A 16,131-nucleotide genomic window follows, 5' to 3' on the forward strand; every position below is an offset into this window, starting at 1 on the left:
TTTAAAGAGGGGTGTGCGTCAACGGGAAACAGGCAAAACGATCGTCAAGCAGGGGATAGCTGGCCGCGTTCGGCAGCTCGAAGTGCCACCATTCGCTGCTGATCCCCACAAAGCCGCCACCGGACATGATGGCGTTAAGCAGCAGGCGATTGCGCTGCGCGTGCGGCGGCACGGACGGGTGCCAGGCGTGCGAGCGATCGTGCATTTCGTCAAAACCGGCCCCCATATCCAGCACGGTGTTCTGTTCGTCCATCAGCGTAACGTCGATGGCCGTCCCGCGGCTGTGGTTGGAACCAATCGCCACATCAACCACGTATTCCGGGTTCGGGCAGGCATCCCACAACTGAGCCTGCGCTTCCTGCGGACGATAAGCGTCGTAGACCACCAGCTTCAGCCCGGCCAGTGCGGCGATGCTGATGGCTTTCGCCAGCGCGGTGGCCGCATCGGTATGCAGCAGGCACAGCGCCTCCTGATAAATCGGACGGCCCGTGATGTTGTCGGATGTGGCGTATTTCAGATCGATATGCAGCGCAGGGAAGGTCTTCGCCACATCAATCAGTTCACTCTCTGGGGGCATAGCTCCGCTCCTTTAACGTTCGAATTGACCAAACTCTTGTTGTAATTGCCGGTTTACCGCCAGCCGCGGTGGAAGGGTATCACCCAGCGCTTCCACGACACCTGACAGCAGCAGGTTGAACAGACAGCTCACAGGTGCCAGCGAATCCCAGAAATGGCCGGTTTCGGTTTTCACCTGCAGTAAATCAAGCGGGTAATCCCGCGCCCACGGGCACCAGATATCGGTGATCAGGGCCAGCGAAATACCTTTTTCGCTCGCGACCCGACAGTACTGCCGCGCAATGGTGGAATAGGTGCGGGTATCGGTCAGTACCACGTAGGGGTGGGCGAAACCGGAGTTCAGGGATTCAACCCAACTGCCGGACGCGCCTTCGGCGTAGCTGACGCGTGGGCGGAGGTACTCAAGATGACTGAAGAAGGCGTTGGCTATCCCACGTGTCGACTGGATCCCCAGCACAAAAACCGCATCCGCGTGGGCAAGCTGATGAACCACCTGGCGAAATGCGTCGGTGTGCGCCAACTGATAAACCTGAGTGATGGCATCCACCTCCAGCGACAGAGAGTGCTGAAGGCGGTTGGGCAGAGGGGACTGCTGCTGCCAGGAGTCCAGCCGCTCGTTCATACCCCAGGGCTGATGCGGGTCGCGCAGGCTCTTTTTGGCATCTTCCAGATTGCGATAGCCGAGTTTTCGCAGAAAGCGTCCCACGGTAATGCCGCTGGTGCCGGTCGCCAGACCCACGCTTTCAGCCGTTTCAAACGGGATCTGTGCGGCATGCGCCAGCAGCCAGCTCGCCACCCGCTTCTCGCTGGGGGTCAGCTGGCTGAAAGTGGCTTCAATACGGCTCAACACCTCGGGTTTCGTCGTCATACCGCCTCGCTGTTAACAGGCTGTCAGTCGTCAGGTTTGTGTTATTTGATTAACAATGCATGACGCGTGCCATGTCCACATCGCGACGGGACGTCGCTGTGCTGCAAACTTCATGCAATATTTAGTTAACCAATGATCAACATTTGTGCAGCGTAGTTCACTTTTGGTGCACTGGCTGAGCGGGGAGGTATGAATTTCGTGAATACGTCAGCGTCTTCACATTTTTGATAAGATAGAGACAACGTAAATATGAAAGGGATCCCGGCATGGCGAACTTGCCCTGGCGTATCAGCGTGCGCCTGATGGCGCTCGCAAAGAAAATGGCGACGATCGCAGGAGTGGTACTGATCGTCCTGCTCGCGGTTCGGGTTTATCTCTCGCAGCAGGGGCCGGAACTGCATCTCTGGCATACCTGGCGGGCAGATGAGATGTCCGTACGCGAGATAGATAAGGCGAATTTTGCCCAGTATGTCGCCCGGGAAAACGCCATTTTCACCGATCTGGATAACGCGGTAACGCGCAAAACCCAGGGTGAGGAGCGCACGCCGTTAAACCGCTACTACCGTCAGAGCCTGGTTTGGCCCGGTAAATTTTCACCCGATGCCAACCGCTCCTTTGTGCTGATGCCTGCCGGAACGCCACGCGGCGCGGTGGTGTTGCTGCACGGGCTAACAGATTCGCCTTACAGTGTCCGGCATCTTGCCCGCGATTATCAGCAGCACGGTTTTGTGGCGGTGGTTCCACGCCTGCCCGGTCACGGCACCGCGCCCGGCGCGCTGACGGACGTTGACTGGGAGAGGTGGCTGGCGGCGACGCGCCTTGCCGTGCGCGAAGCCACGCGGCTGGCGGGAGACAATGTTCCCCTGCATCTGGTGGGTTACTCCAACGGTGGGGCGCTGGCGATGAAATATGCCCTTGATGCGCTGGACACGCCTGCGCTTCGCAAACCGCAACAGCTCATTCTGCTCTCGCCAATGATTGGCGTCACGGCGTTCGCCCGGTTTGCAGGATTGGCCGGATTGCCGGCGATGTTACCGCCGTTTGCCAAAGCGGCATGGTTAAACATCTCGCCGGAATATAACCCGTATAAATACAACTCCTTCCCGGTCAATGCGGCGCGCCAGTCATGGCTCTTGACCCAGGCCCTGCAGGAGCAAATGGGGCGGGATGCCCGGGAGCACAGACTGGACCAGCTGCCGCCGGTACTCGCATTCCAGTCGGTGATGGATTCAACGGTCAGCACCCGCGCCGTGGTCACCGGCTTATTTGACCAGCTTCCGGCGAACGGCAGCGAGCTGGTTGTATTTGATATCAATCAGGCCGCCAGCTTCCGTCCTCTCTTTAAACCGTCGTCGTGGGCGGCGACCTCTGAGTTACTGCCTGTGGCGAAAAGACGTTACGGTGTCACGATTATTACCAATGCCAGCGCGGACAGTTTCGCCGCGGTGGCGAAAATAACCCCTGCGGGAGGCACCGACGAGACCGCGGTACCGCTGGCGATGTCCTGGCCGCAGGAGGTCTATTCACTGTCGCATGTCGCCGTGCCGTTCCCGCCTGATGACGATCTTTATGGCCGACATCCTGCGGAGAAAAACCGGTATGGCATTAGCCTCGGCACGATTGCGCTGTGGGGGGAAACCTCCGTGCTGAGCGTAGGCAAAGACGCGTTAATGCGGGTGACGTCGAACCCGTTTTATGCCTACATGCAGGAGAGGATTGACAGACGCATCGGGGATGAGAAAAAGTAGCCTCTCCCGCAAGGGGTTAATCTGTTAGGTCGCGCAGATGAAGTATGTTAAACAGTAATGTCCAACGCATACCTCTTATCGGAACACGTTTTTGTGCTGACTACTCTTATCTACCGCAGCCAGTTGAATTTATCCTGCCGATCCGCCGAACTCCAGGCGCTGGTTGAACAGGCCAGGACGCGCAATGCCGGGTTGAATATTACCGGCGTTCTTCTTTCAAAAGGAGATGATGTCCTGCAACTCCTCGAAGGCTCGGAAGAGAGTGTGGTTAGGCTGTTTCAGAAGATCCGTGAGGATAAGCGGCATAGCGGCGTGGTTGAGCTTATGCGGGATTACGGCCCCCGCAGACGTTTTGAGAATGTCGGTATGCTGCTGTTTGACCTGCAGAACCAGTCGCCGAAAGACGTTCTGCAGTCGGTACTGCACTACAGCAAACTGGACAGTTATCTGACATCTGATGATCGGGTGTTCAAATTTATTCAGACGTTTATTACCGGCAAACGTCCGGCCCCGTCGGGGGCGCGTTTTGCCCCTGAGAAATGGACGCTCTCGCCTGAGAAATCGCCGTTTGGCGAGAGTCTGGGCCTGCTGGACAGACAAACCTGCCAGTTCGCCCTCCAGCCCATCGTCGAACCGCTGGAAGGGAAAATCAGTTCGCTTGAGGCCCTTATCCGCGGTAATGACGGGGGAAGCCCGGAGCATTTTTTCAGCCGCCTCGATCAGGACAAAATCTATGAAGTCGATCTCCAGACCAAAGCCTGGGCTTTTGCGCTGGCCGATAAACTGGGGATCGGAAGCCATAAAATCGCGGTAAATCTTCTCCCGATGTCGCTGGTGAAAGTGCCTGGCGCCGTGGAGTTTCTGGTTGAACAGATTAAACAACATGGGCTTCAGCCGGAGCAGGTGGTCATTGAAGTGACCGAAAACGAGATGATTTCCGGGTTCAACAAGTTCAATAGCGCCATTAAACACCTGCGCGCTGAAGGTATTGGCCTGGCGATCGATGATTTCGGTTCCGGTTACGCCGGACTTTCACTGCTGACCCGATTCCAGCCGGATAAAATTAAAATTGACCGCGAAATTGTCAGCAATATCCATCTCAGCGGGCCAAAACAGGCGATTGTGCGCTCGATAGTCAGCTGCTGCACCGACCTTGAAATCACCCTGGTGGCGGAAGGCATCGAGAAGCTGGAAGAGTGGTGCTGGCTTGAATCTGCCGGGATCCGACGCTTTCAGGGCTTTCTGTTTGCCCGTCCAGCGCTGAATGGCGTAGGCGATATTAGCTGGCCACACCTGGTGCGTTAAGCCAATTTTCCTTCCGTATTATTTCCCCTTCGTCCTGCCTGTGCTTAAATAGCTAAAACGGTTTAACATTGTTTAGCTGAGAGGATCACATGCAAAAAATCTGGGTACTTGGCGATGCGGTAGTGGATTTATTACCGGAGGGAGAAGGCCGGTTGCTGCAATGCCCTGGTGGCGCGCCGGCGAACGTGGCGGTAGGTATTGCCCGTCTGGGCGGGAAAAGCGCCTTTATCGGCAGGGTCGGCGACGATCCTTTCGGTCGCTTTATGCATAAAACGCTGGCTGACGAGCAGGTTGACGTAAAGTGGATGCACCTCGACCCGGCACACCGCACGTCAACCGTGGTCGTGGATCTGGACGAACAGGGCGAACGCTCTTTCACCTTTATGGTTCGCCCGAGCGCCGATCTGTTTCTGGCATCAGCCGATTTGCCGCCCTTTAGCGCAGGAGAGTGGCTGCATGTCTGTTCCATTGCCCTGAGCGCTGAACCGAGCCGTTCTGCAACGTTTCAGGCCGTGAACGCGGTCAGGGAAGCGGGGGGTTATGTCAGTTTCGACCCCAATATTCGCCCGGATCTCTGGCCGGATGAGGACGACCTGCGCCGCTGCCTCGAACAGGCGCTGCAATGCGCTGACGTCGTCAAACTCTCCGTCGAAGAACTGGCTTTTTTAACCGCCGACCTTGGGGTCACGAAAGGGCTGACCGCGCTGATGCGCCGCTGTCCGGCCCGGCTGGTGCTGGTCACTCAGGGCAAAGACGGGGTCATCGCCTGGCATGACGGAACGGTAAAGCATTATCCGGCAACCCCCGTTGAATGCGTGGACACCACGGGCGCAGGTGATGCATTCGTGGCGGGACTGCTTTATGGACTGGCTTGCGCTGGGAGCATTGACAGCCACGATCTTCCACGCGTGATCGCATTAGCTCAGCGCTGCGGCGCGTTAGCCACCACGGCTAAAGGGGCGATGACCGCGCTGCCTTATCACCCGCAACTGTAATTCCTCCCGCAACGGGCCGTCTGTCGACGGCCTGAATTGTCGCCTCGATCACACTTACTAAATCGGTTTAGCAAAAAAGATTGCCGATCCAAAATTGGCAGGTTTAGTATCATCAACCTAAACCGGTTTAGCAATTTAGCACTTTCAATGACTTCTTTTAGGGATGCGACAAAATGTATAAAAAACGCAGACTTGCCGTGATGATAGGCATGCTGGCCGGGAGTACCTCTGTTTTTGCCCAAACGGATATGACGAGTATCGAAGCGCGTCTTGCTGCTCTGGAGCAGCGTCTTCAGGCTGCGGAAACCCGCGCGCAGGTTGCGGAGAAACGCGCCACCGACGCAGAACAAAAAACGCAGCAGTTGGTGACTGCCCAGCAGCAGGCGCAAACAACAACCCAGCAAGTGGCGCAGCGTACCGCCGCACTGGAGAAGAAAGCCGATCAGAGCAGTGGGTTTGAGTTTCATGGCTATGCCCGTTCTGGCCTGCTGATGAACGACGCGGCGTCGAGCAGCAAAAGCGGCCCTTATCTGACGCCAGCCGGGGAAACCGGTGGTGCGGTCGGGCGTCTGGGGAATGAAGCCGATACCTATGTTGAGCTGAACGTGGAACACAAACAGACCCTGGATAACGGGGCGACCACGCGCTTCAAGGCCATGCTGGCGGATGGTCAGAAAACCTATAACGACTGGTCCGCTGACACCAGCGATCTCAATATTCGTCAGGCGTTTGCTGAACTGGGCAATCTGCCTGATTTTACCGGCGCGCTGAAGGGCAGTACCTTCTGGGCCGGCAAACGCTTCGACCGCGATAACTTTGATATTCACTGGCTGGATTCCGATGTGGTGTTCCTGGCCGGTACCGGTGGTGGCGTGTATGACGTGAAATGGAATGAATCGCTGCGCAGCAACTTCTCTCTTTACGGGCGTAACTTCGGCAGCGAAGAGCAAATCGACAATAACGTTCAGAACTACATCCTCAGCATGAACCACTTCGCCGGGCCGTTCCAGCTGATGGTGAGCGGCCTGCGGGCAAAAGACAACGACGACCGCAAAGACAGCAATGGCGATCTGATAAAAACCGACGCCGCCAACAATGGCGTTCATGCCCTGGTCGGATTGCACAATGAAAGTTTCTACGGCCTGCGTGAAGGCTCAGCCAAAACGGCGCTGCTGTACGGCCACGGGCTGGGGGCAGAGGTGAAGAGCATCGGTTCCGATGGCGCATTGCTGTCTGAAGCCGATACCTGGCGCTTTGCAAGTTACGGTGTCACGCCCCTTGGTGGCGGCTGGCATATCGCACCTGCTGTACTGGCCCAGAGCAGTAAAGACCGCTATGTCAAAGGCGACAGCTATGAGTGGGTCACACTCAATACCCGCCTGATTAAAGAGGTCACGCAGAATTTCGCCCTGGCGTTTGAGGGCAGCTATCAGTACATGGATTTAAATCCGGAAGGGTATAAAGACCGAAACGCCGTCAACGGAAGTTTCTACAAGCTGACCTTTGCCCCAACGTTAAAAGCGGGCAAGATCGGCGATTTCTTCAGCCGTCCTGAGTTGCGTCTGTTCGCCACCTGGATGGACTGGAGCAGCAAACTGGATAATTACGCCAGCGATGATGCCTTTGGCAGCAGCGGTTTCAACGCCGGCGGGGAATGGAACTTTGGGGTACAGATGGAAACCTGGTTTTAACCTTTTACGCTCCCGCAGTGCGGGGGCGTTTTTCACATCATAAAAATACAGTCAGGCAGAGGTATCTATGGATTTTGATAATATCGCCCGCGCGCTCATTCCGCTGCTCGGTGGCAAAGAGAACATCGCCAGTGCGGCGCACTGCGCAACGCGTCTTCGACTGGTGCTGGTCGACGACACGCTTGCCGATCAGCAGGCCATCGGCAAGGTTGACGGCGTTAAAGGCTGTTTTCGCAACGCCGGGCAGATGCAGGTGATTTTTGGTACGGGGGTGGTTAACAAGGTCTACGCCGCGTTTATCCAGGCGGCAGGGATTAGCGAATCCAGCAAGTCCGAAGCGGCCGACATGGCGGCACGCAAGCTGAACCCGTTCCAGCGCATTGCCCGACTGCTCTCGAACATCTTTGTGCCGATCATTCCTGCGATTGTGGCCTCCGGTTTACTGATGGGCCTGCTCGGGATGGTCAAAACCTACGGCTGGGTCAATGCCGATAACGCACTCTATATCATGCTGGATATGTGCAGCTCAGCGGCGTTTATCATTCTGCCGATCCTGATTGGCTTCACGGCCGCGCGTGAATTTGGCGGTAACCCATATCTGGGGGCGACCCTCGGCGGCATTCTGACGCATCCGGCGCTGACTAACGCCTGGGGCGTGGCGTCTGGCTTCCACACCATGAACTTCTTCGGCCTTGAGATTGCCATGATTGGCTATCAGGGAACGGTGTTCCCGGTGCTGCTGGCCGTCTGGTTTATGAGTATCGTGGAGAAAAACCTGCGTCGTATTATTCCGGATGCGTTAGATCTGATCCTGACGCCGTTCCTCACCGTTATTCTCTCCGGCTTTATTGCCTTGCTGATCATTGGCCCGGCCGGGCGTGCGTTAGGGGATGGCATCTCCTTTGTTCTGAGCACCCTGATCGCCCATGCGGGCTGGCTGGCCGGGCTGTTATTTGGCGGGCTTTACTCGGTTATCGTTATCACCGGTATTCACCACAGTTTCCATGCCATTGAAGCCGGGTTGCTGGGGAATCCGTCGATTGGCGTTAACTTCCTGCTGCCTATCTGGGCGATGGCCAACGTGGCGCAGGGGGGAGCTTGTCTGGCGGTCTGGTTTAAAACCAAAGACGCGAAAATTAAAGCCATTACGTTACCGTCTGCGTTTTCGGCCATGCTGGGCATTACCGAAGCGGCAATATTTGGTATCAACCTGCGTTTCGTGAAACCGTTTATCGCCGCGCTGATTGGCGGTGCGGCAGGCGGGGCGTGGGTGGTCTCGGTGCATGTTTATATGACCGCCGTCGGGCTGACTGCCATCCCGGGCATGGCGATCGTGCAGGCAAGCTCGCTACTCAACTATATTATCGGCATGGTGATTGCCTTCGGCGTGGCGTTTACCGTCTCGCTGCTGCTGAAATATAAAACGGATTCTGAATAATGACGTTACCTTCCCGCTGGCCTGCAATCCTGCAGGCCGTCATGAAAGGCCAGCCGCGTGCGTACGCCGACAGCCATTATCCGCAATGGCATCCGGCACCGGTGACGGGGCTGATGAACGATCCTAACGGGTTTATCTGGTTTGCCGGGCGTTACCACCTGTTCTATCAGTGGAACCCGCTGGATTGCGACCATCGCTATAAGTGCTGGGGACACTGGAGTTCCGCAGACCTGGTGCACTGGCAGCACGAACCGATGGCGCTGATGCCCGATGAGGAGTATGACCGCAACGGCTGCTATTCCGGCAGCGCCGTCGATAACAACGGTGTCCTGACGTTGTGTTATACCGGCAACGTGAAATTTGATGATGGCAGCCGCACCGCCTGGCAGTGCCTTGCCACGCAACAGCCCGACGGTACATTCAAAAAACTTGGTCCGGTTCTTGCGCTGCCGGAAGGCTACACCGGCCACGTGCGTGACCCGAAAGTGTGGCAGCACGACGGGGTGTGGTACATGGTACTGGGGGCGCAGGATCTGCAAAAACGCGGCAAGGTGCTGCTGTTCACATCTGCCGATTTGCACCACTGGGCGTCTTGCGGAGAGATTGCCGGTCATGGCGTGAACGGCCTGACCGAGGCGGGATACATGTGGGAGTGCCCGGACCTGTTTGCCCTCGACGGGACACACGTACTGATCTGCTGCCCGCAGGGGCTGGCGCGCGAACCGCATCGCTATCTCAATACTTATCCGGCCACGTGGATGAGCGGGGCGTTCGACCATACCCGCGCTACGTTTAAACATGGCGAGTTGCACGAGCTGGACGCCGGTTTCGAGTTCTACGCTCCCCAAACCACGGTGGCGGAAGACGGACGGCGGATCCTGATTGGCTGGATGGGCGTGCCGGACGGAGAAGAGATGCTTCAGCCCACACGGGCGCAGGGGTGGATCCATCAGATGACCTGTCCGCGAGAATTACACTTCCGTGACGGCAAACTGTGGCAGACGCCGGTGCGCGAACTGCACGCACTGCGTGAAGAGGAATGTCGCTGGCAGGGTAACGCCAGCGATGCCCCGGCTCTTGATGCGACGCGCCTTGAGTTCGAACTCACCTCATCTTCAGTAACCGTGGATTTCGCCGGTGCGTTGCGCCTTATCGTCGAGGACAGCGGATTGCGTCTGGAACGCGCCAGCCTGAAAACCGGGGAGACATTGACCCGTTACTGGCGGGGCGACGTTCATCATTTACGCGTTCTGTGTGACAGCTCCAGCGTTGAAATTTTCATCAATCATGGCGAAGGGGTGATGAGCAGCCGCTATTTTCCTGACCATCCGGCACGGGTGCGATTCGAAGGTGGGTCCGACATCACATTACGCTACTGGTCGCTGCGCGGCTGCATGGTAGAATAAGGGTTTTGGCAGCCGGATCTAAGTCGTTGTGAGAAAAACAAAACGCGTCACAATTAAAGACATCGCGGAACTGGCGGGGGTTTCAAAAGCTACCGCCAGCCTGGTACTGAACGGGCGCAGCAAAGAGCTTCGCGTGGCGGAAGAGACGCGTGAGCGCGTTCTGGCGATTGCGAAAGAGCATCATTACCAGCCCAGCATTCACGCGCGCTCGCTGCGTGATAACCGTAGCCACACCATCGGCCTGGTGGTGCCGGAGATCACTAACTACGGCTTTGCGGTGTTTTCTCACGAACTGGAGACGCTGTGCCGTGAGGCAGGCGTTCAACTGCTCATCTCCTGCAGTGATGAAAATCCGGGGCAGGAGACGGTGGTGGTTAATAACATGGTAGCGCGTCAGGTGGACGGGCTGATTGTGGCCTCCAGTATGCTCAATGATGCCGACTACCAGAAGCTGAGCGAACAGCTGCCGGTCGTCCTTTTTGACCGCCATATGAACGACAGCACATTGCCGCTGGTGATCACCGATTCCATTACCCCGACGGCGGAACTGGTGGCCGACATTGCGCGCCAGCATCCTGATGAAATTTACTTCCTTGGCGGGCAGCCGCGGCTTTCCCCGACGCGCGATCGTCTGGAAGGATTCAAGCAAGGACTGCAAGAGGCCAATGTGGCGCTGCGCCCGGAGTGGATCATTCACGGCAACTATCACCCGAGCTCCGGCTACGAGATGTTCGCCGAGCTGTGCGCCCGCCTGGGACGCCCGCCAAAAGCCTTGTTCACTGCCGCCTGTGGTCTGCTGGAAGGGGTATTGCGCTATATGGGGCAGCACAACCTGATGCAAAGTGATATCCGGTTAGCCAGCTTTGACGATCACTACCTTTACGACTCGCTCACCATCCCGGTTGATACCATTCGCCAGGATAACCGCCAGCTGGCGTGGCACTGCTTTGATCTGATTGGCAAACTGATCGACGGCGAAACGCCACAACCGTTACAGCGAAAACTGGATGCCACCCTGCAGCGGCGCTATAAAGCGAAAGCATAGCCCTGGCTGTTGAAGGGAAACGTTAATAACTTTAATTAATTTAAGTTTTGGATCGGCCGATAACGATAGGGAATGTTTATTCTTGAGGTATCGGTCCATGTCGTTAAAAAAATCATCCCTGATTGTCCTTTTTGCTCTGCTTTTCTTCTTTGTCGTCAGCACCATTACCAGCGTTGGCCTCATCATTAAAAGTAATAATTCCCTGGATAATGTGAACAAAGAAATCCAGGTTGTGCTGTCGATCATTGACCCTATCAACCACAGCCGTACCTTGCGCGTCAGGGTGATGGAGTACGTGAAGATGGTGGAAGCGGGGAACTCGGCTGATGAGTCGGCGAAACTTTCCGCAGTTAAAGAGGCCCTCACAAAAGCGGATCACGCCTTTGCGGCGTTTATGGCGTCTCCGCGCCTGTCGGATGAAGCGCCGCTGGTGAGCGCGTATCAGGATGCCTGGCAAAACTACCGTAACCAGGGGCTGGCACCGCTGATTGATGCCGCCGCTGCGCACGATGTCGCAAAGTTTAATGCGCTTATCCCGGAGGTGTCCCGCCTCGACCGTCAATATGAAATCGTTCTAGACCAGGTGCTTGCGGTTCACCAGAAATATGCCAAAACCCTGAACGAGGATGCGAGCAGTAATTTCATCTCCGGTCTGGCGATCATTGCGGCGATTGCTTTGTTGTTTGTAATCGTGATTGTTGCCGTCAGCCTGCTGATGAAGCGCTTTGTTTTCGCGCCGGTCAACCTGGCACGCGAACACTGCAGCCAGATTGCCGCCGGTAAACTGGACATTCCAGTGCCGGTAAAAGGCACCTCCGGCAATGAAATCGATCACCTGATGGGCTCAATGGAGCAGATGCGCCAGGCGCTTCTGTCGACTATCGCTCAGGTGCGTGACGCGAGCCATACCGTCACCCACGCCGCGCAGGAAATTGCTTCCGGGAATATCGATCTGGCTTCACGCACCGAGCAGCAGGCCTCCGCGTTAACCCAGACGGCGGCCAGCATGGAAGAACTGAGCGCGACCGTGGCGAATAACACCGATAACGTTCACCAGGCTGGAAAACTGGTGCAGGACGCGGTGAACAATGCGCACACCGGTGAGGCCGTGACCCGCGAAGTGATCGAAACAATGAATACCATCGCGGCGAACTCTAAGCGCATCGAGGACATCACCAGCGTCATCAACAGCATTGCTTTCCAGACCAATATTCTGGCGCTCAACGCCGCGGTTGAAGCAGCACGTGCCGGCACACAAGGACGCGGCTTCGCCGTGGTGGCCAGTGAAGTGCGCACCCTTGCGCAGAAAAGCGCGGTTGCCGCGAAAGACATTGAAAGCCTGATTGCCCAGTCGGTTTCCAGCGTCAAAAACGGCGCTGAACTGGTGAACCGTTCAGGCGAGGTCATTGATTCAATTATCAGTTCCGTGAATAAAGTGAATACGTTGATGGAGCAAATCTCCGTGGCCTCTGAAGAGCAGAGCCGTGGGATCAGTCAGGTCGGACAGGCGGTGACAGAGATGGATGGCGTGACCCAGCAGAACGCCGCGCTGGTTCAGCAGTCCGCCGCAGCCGCCGCTTCCCTGGAAGAGCAGGCTCAGCAGCTCTCCAGGAGTATTTCGAACTTTAGTTTGCCGGCGCAGGCTTAATTGATAATGAGAGGCTCCTGAGGGAGTCTTTTTAATGTCTGGCGTAACTGGAAATCTGCGGAAGCACTCCTACGAGGGAAAGCGAGGGGGCATTTACGGCCAGCACTTGGGCTCTGAGCTGGTACAAATTATCCGAGTAGCCGAATGGTGTATCGTTCCAAAGCTTTTGGTTGTTGAGCCTTTGACTTCAAAAAGCGGCCTTGCCGCGCCTCGGAGTCCTGTCAATAACTGTGGAAAGCTCACCGGAGGTGGTGATCCAGTTATGACCCCCGCACCGTCTGAGCAAGCCGCAGCGGTGTTAAATCTGATTGAGCGCGGGGTTATCGGCTGGAATGAGCCGGACGTCGTGAAGGTGCTTAACGGGGCGTTAAAGGCTGGCGCACCGCGCAAACGTCGGCAGCAAAGAAGCAATGCGCCGCTCAAAACCAGCGAGCAAGCGCCATCAGCCAGGATGACAAAGCCCGAAAGGGAGCTCATCGCTAAAATTCGTTTCGATTTGTCTCAGCAAGGCATTATACCTGAACGTTGGGCGCTCGACGTGCTAGCCCGTGGGGCAACAGTGATTTTTGATGGGATAAGGTGTTGCAACTCGCACAGGGATGATTTTTGTGATGACATTAATTCATTGAATAACTGGGCTGTAAGTTAAAGAAAAATTGAATCATAATTCATTCCGAATGCAAATACTTAACCCGCCCAGAATCTTTTTGAAAGGGATGTTTATGCTTATATATCAAGGTGGTAAGGAAATTGATGAGGATGATTTCCGTTCTCATGTTTATTCGCTGTGCCAATTAGACAATGTAGGAGTGCTCTTAGGTGCCGGCGCTTCGGTTGGTTGCGGTGGGAAAACCATGAAAGAAGTCTGGCAGTCCTTTAAGCAAGATCATCCAGATCTTTTATTGCTACTTATTGAACGTTATCTTCTCGTTTCTAAGACTGATTCAGAGTCTGACTCAGTAAACGTCGAGCTTTTAATTGATGAAGCAACAAAGTTTTTATCAGTAGCTAAAACAAGACGTAATGAGGTTGAAGAAAAAGAATTTAGAACTATTTTAAGTGCATTATACAAAGGGGTAACTAAAGCTGCGTTACTAACAGGAGAAGAATTCAGTCAAAAAAATCAGGGGAAAAAAGTACAGTTTAAATATCATAAAGAGTTAATATCAAAATTAATTTCAAATCGACAGCCTGGCCAGTCAGCACCAGCACTTTTTACAACAAATTATGATTTGGCTTTAGAGTGGGCTGCGGAAGATCTCGGTATTCAGTTGTTTAATGGCTTCTCAGGCCTGCACACAAGACAGTTTTATCCACAAAATTTTGATTTAGCTTTCAGAAATGTTAATGCGAAGGGAGAGGCTAGGTTTGGTCATTACCACGCCTATCTTTATAAGTTGCATGGTTCTCTTACATGGTATCAAGATGATAGTTTGACAGTTAACGAAGTAAGCTCATCTCAAGCTTATAATAACTACATCAAAGATATTATAACTGAAGATGATTATTATCGAGGCCAGCATTTAATTTACCCCGGAGCAAACAAATATAGCCATACAATTGGATTTGTTTATGGTGAAATGTTTAGACGATTTGGGGAGTTTCTTTCTAAATCACAAACGGCTCTTTTTGTAAATGGTTTTGGTTTTGGTGATTACCATATAAATAGAATAATATTAGGTGCATTATTAAATCCTTCCTTCCATGTTGTTGTTTATTATCCAGAATTATCTAAGGCTCAAATCAATGTTGATTCTGGTGTCGCCTCGGAAGGCGAAAAAGCAATAATTACTTTAAAACATTTAACTCTCAATCAAGTGACCGTCGTAGGAGGCGGAGGTGATGCTTACTTTGATAGTTTTGTGAAACATCTTCCATATCCAGTTCTTTTTCCTCGAGAAAATACTGTAGACGATTTGGTTGAAGCTATCTCAAAATTGTCTAAAGGAGAAGGTCATGACCCATTTTAAACATTCAGAGCTTTCCGCGATCGGCTATGTAGTTGGATTGGAAGGTGAAAAAATTAGAATAAACCTTCATGAAGGGTTACAGGGAAGATTAGCATCACATAGGGATGGGGTAAGTTCGGTTACCCAGCCAGGAGATCTCATTGGTTTTGATGCCGGTAATATATTGGTGGTTGCACGCGTGACGGACATGGCCTTTGTTGAAGCGGATAAAGCCCATAAAGCAAATATTGGAACTTCAGATATAGCAGATATGCCTCTTAGGCAAATCATAGCCTACGCAATAGGTTTTGTTAAAAGGGAATCAGACGGGTATGTTTTTGTTTCTGAAGATTGGCGATTGCCAGCATTGGGTGCTTCAGCTGTTCCTTTAACAACTGATTTCTTAAACACAATCTATAGCATCGATAAAGGAGATTTAGATAAAGCAATTGAACTCGGTGTCGATTCACGTACCAAATCTGTACGAATATTAGCTAGCATCGATAAATTGCTTACACGGCACATAGCCGTATTAGGCAGTACTGGCTACGGTAAATCAAATTTCAATGCATTACTGACTCGACGTATTGCTGAGAAGTATACTAAATCGCGAATAGTCATATTTGACATAAATGGTGAGTATTCTCAGGCGTTTGTTGGCTTACCAAATGTTAAACATACCATTTTAGGTAAGCGTCCAGACGGCGAAGCACCTAACCCACCTCTATTGCAAGGTGTGGCATACACAGAAAATTCTTATTATTATAAGCAGATACCATATCAGGCTCTTGGTTTTTCTGGTTTAATAAAATTACTAAGGCCTAGTGATAAAACTCAGTTGCCAGCACTGAGAAATGCTCTCAATGCTATTAATAGAGCTCATTTTGATAAACAAACATTTTTCCTGAAAGATGGGAAAGGGAATTGCTTTAATATTTATGACGATTGTAGAGAAGATAATCAACTGCATCTTGCTGCTTGGTTAGCAGGTTTGCGTAACAGAACATTGGATAAAGCTGGCAGGTGGGCTCCGTTTAAATGTTTAGCAAGTCTTGTTGCAGAGTTTGGCTGTGTCGCTGCCGACTCTAGGACGGGGGGAAGCAAGCGTGATGCATTTTGCTATGGTAACGTACTCCCTCTAATAAAAATCATTCAGCAGTTAGCAGACGATGTAAGATTCAAAAATATTGTCGATATGAATGGTGGTCAAGTCCTGGCTGACAATGGTATGCATTGGGACGCTGCTATGAAAGATGAAGTGGATTATTTTTTTGGAAAAGAAAAGGGAGAGCCGAATGATTGGAATGTTCATATAGTTAATCTGAAAAATCTGTCTGAATCGCCACGGATAATCTAGACACTTCCGAGCCGTTGATAATACTGGTTTTCATATTCTGTCGGTGACATCTGATTGCTCGAACCATGCCGACGCTTACTGTTATAAAACATTTCGATGTAATCA

Annotated in this window: 13 protein-coding genes and 1 pseudogene; 11 read left to right on the forward strand and 3 right to left on the reverse strand. The window is 53.4% G+C overall.

From position 1 onward, the window contains the following. Position 1 precedes the first annotated feature (1 nt). Together ddpX and BJP35_RS23720 are read right to left on the reverse strand one after the other, a co-directional pair. Entirely contained in the window at positions 2-577 is a 576-nt protein-coding gene (ddpX, locus tag BJP35_RS23715) for a D-alanyl-D-alanine dipeptidase (RefSeq protein ID WP_047744692.1), read from the reverse strand. Between the two features lie 12 nt (positions 578-589). Continuing rightward, positions 590-1,444, reverse strand: coding sequence for a MurR/RpiR family transcriptional regulator (locus BJP35_RS23720; RefSeq protein ID WP_047744691.1), 855 nt, complete (start codon positions 1,442-1,444; stop codon positions 590-592). A 266-nt stretch (positions 1,445-1,710) separates the two neighbouring features. Here BJP35_RS23720 and BJP35_RS23725 point away from each other — a divergent pair, with 266 nt between their 5' ends. The 11 genes and pseudogenes from BJP35_RS23725 to BJP35_RS23775 all read left to right on the forward strand — a co-directional run bounded on the left by BJP35_RS23725 (position 1,711) and on the right by BJP35_RS23775 (position 16,026). After that, positions 1,711-3,192: a carboxylesterase gene (locus BJP35_RS23725; protein WP_047744690.1), complete on the forward strand. Its 1,482-nt coding sequence runs from the start codon at positions 1,711-1,713 to the stop codon at positions 3,190-3,192. Positions 3,193-3,285: 93 nt separating this feature from the next. Continuing rightward, positions 3,286-4,497, forward strand: coding sequence for a diguanylate phosphodiesterase (locus BJP35_RS23730; protein WP_041162954.1), 1,212 nt, complete (start codon positions 3,286-3,288; stop codon positions 4,495-4,497). Positions 4,498-4,586: 89 nt separating this feature from the next. After that, entirely contained in the window at positions 4,587-5,492 is a 906-nt protein-coding gene (locus BJP35_RS23735) for an aminoimidazole riboside kinase (protein WP_086463590.1), read from the forward strand. 173 nt (positions 5,493-5,665) lie between these two features. Further along, positions 5,666-7,183, forward strand: a complete 1,518-nt coding sequence (locus BJP35_RS23740) for a carbohydrate porin (protein WP_014170154.1) — start codon at positions 5,666-5,668, stop codon at positions 7,181-7,183. Positions 7,184-7,250: 67 nt separating this feature from the next. After that, a complete protein-coding gene (locus BJP35_RS23745) occupies positions 7,251-8,621 on the forward strand; it encodes a sucrose-specific PTS transporter subunit IIBC (protein WP_014170153.1) in 1,371 nt (456 codons plus the stop codon). Beyond that, a complete protein-coding gene (locus BJP35_RS23750; protein ID WP_086463591.1) occupies positions 8,621-10,027 on the forward strand; it encodes a sucrose-6-phosphate hydrolase in 1,407 nt (468 codons plus the stop codon). Before BJP35_RS23745 ends, BJP35_RS23750 begins: the two co-directional genes overlap by 1 nt. 28 nt (positions 10,028-10,055) lie before the next feature. After that, a complete protein-coding gene (locus tag BJP35_RS23755; RefSeq protein ID WP_014170151.1) occupies positions 10,056-11,072 on the forward strand; it encodes a LacI family DNA-binding transcriptional regulator in 1,017 nt (338 codons plus the stop codon). A gap of 97 nt (positions 11,073-11,169) precedes the next feature. Continuing rightward, positions 11,170-12,720 carry a methyl-accepting chemotaxis protein gene (locus tag BJP35_RS23760; protein WP_086463592.1) on the forward strand — a complete coding sequence of 517 codons (1,551 nt, stop codon included), beginning with the start codon at positions 11,170-11,172 and terminating at the stop codon, positions 12,718-12,720. 88 nt (positions 12,721-12,808) lie between these two features. Next, positions 12,809-13,369, forward strand: a pseudogene (locus tag BJP35_RS23765) (replication endonuclease); the annotation flags it as partial. Between the two features lie 73 nt (positions 13,370-13,442). Then, a complete protein-coding gene (locus BJP35_RS23770) occupies positions 13,443-14,690 on the forward strand; it encodes an SIR2 family anti-phage-associated protein (protein ID WP_086463601.1) in 1,248 nt (415 codons plus the stop codon). Continuing rightward, on the forward strand, positions 14,677-16,026 hold the full coding sequence (locus BJP35_RS23775) for a helicase HerA domain-containing protein (RefSeq protein WP_256971811.1): 1,350 nt from the start codon (positions 14,677-14,679) through the stop codon (positions 16,024-16,026). The genes BJP35_RS23770 and BJP35_RS23775 overlap by 14 nt, the downstream gene beginning before the upstream one ends. Here the strand turns inward: BJP35_RS23775 and BJP35_RS23780 are convergent. After that, the coding region (locus tag BJP35_RS23780; RefSeq protein ID WP_143349615.1) for an IS3 family transposase at positions 16,023-16,131 on the reverse strand (109 nt) is incomplete at its 5' end. The two genes, BJP35_RS23775 and BJP35_RS23780, sit on opposite strands and share 4 nt — an antisense overlap.

The sequence above is a fragment of the Enterobacter sp. J49 genome (genome assembly GCF_002148625.1).
GTDB classification, from domain to species: Bacteria; Pseudomonadota; Gammaproteobacteria; order Enterobacterales; family Enterobacteriaceae; genus Enterobacter; species Enterobacter ludwigii.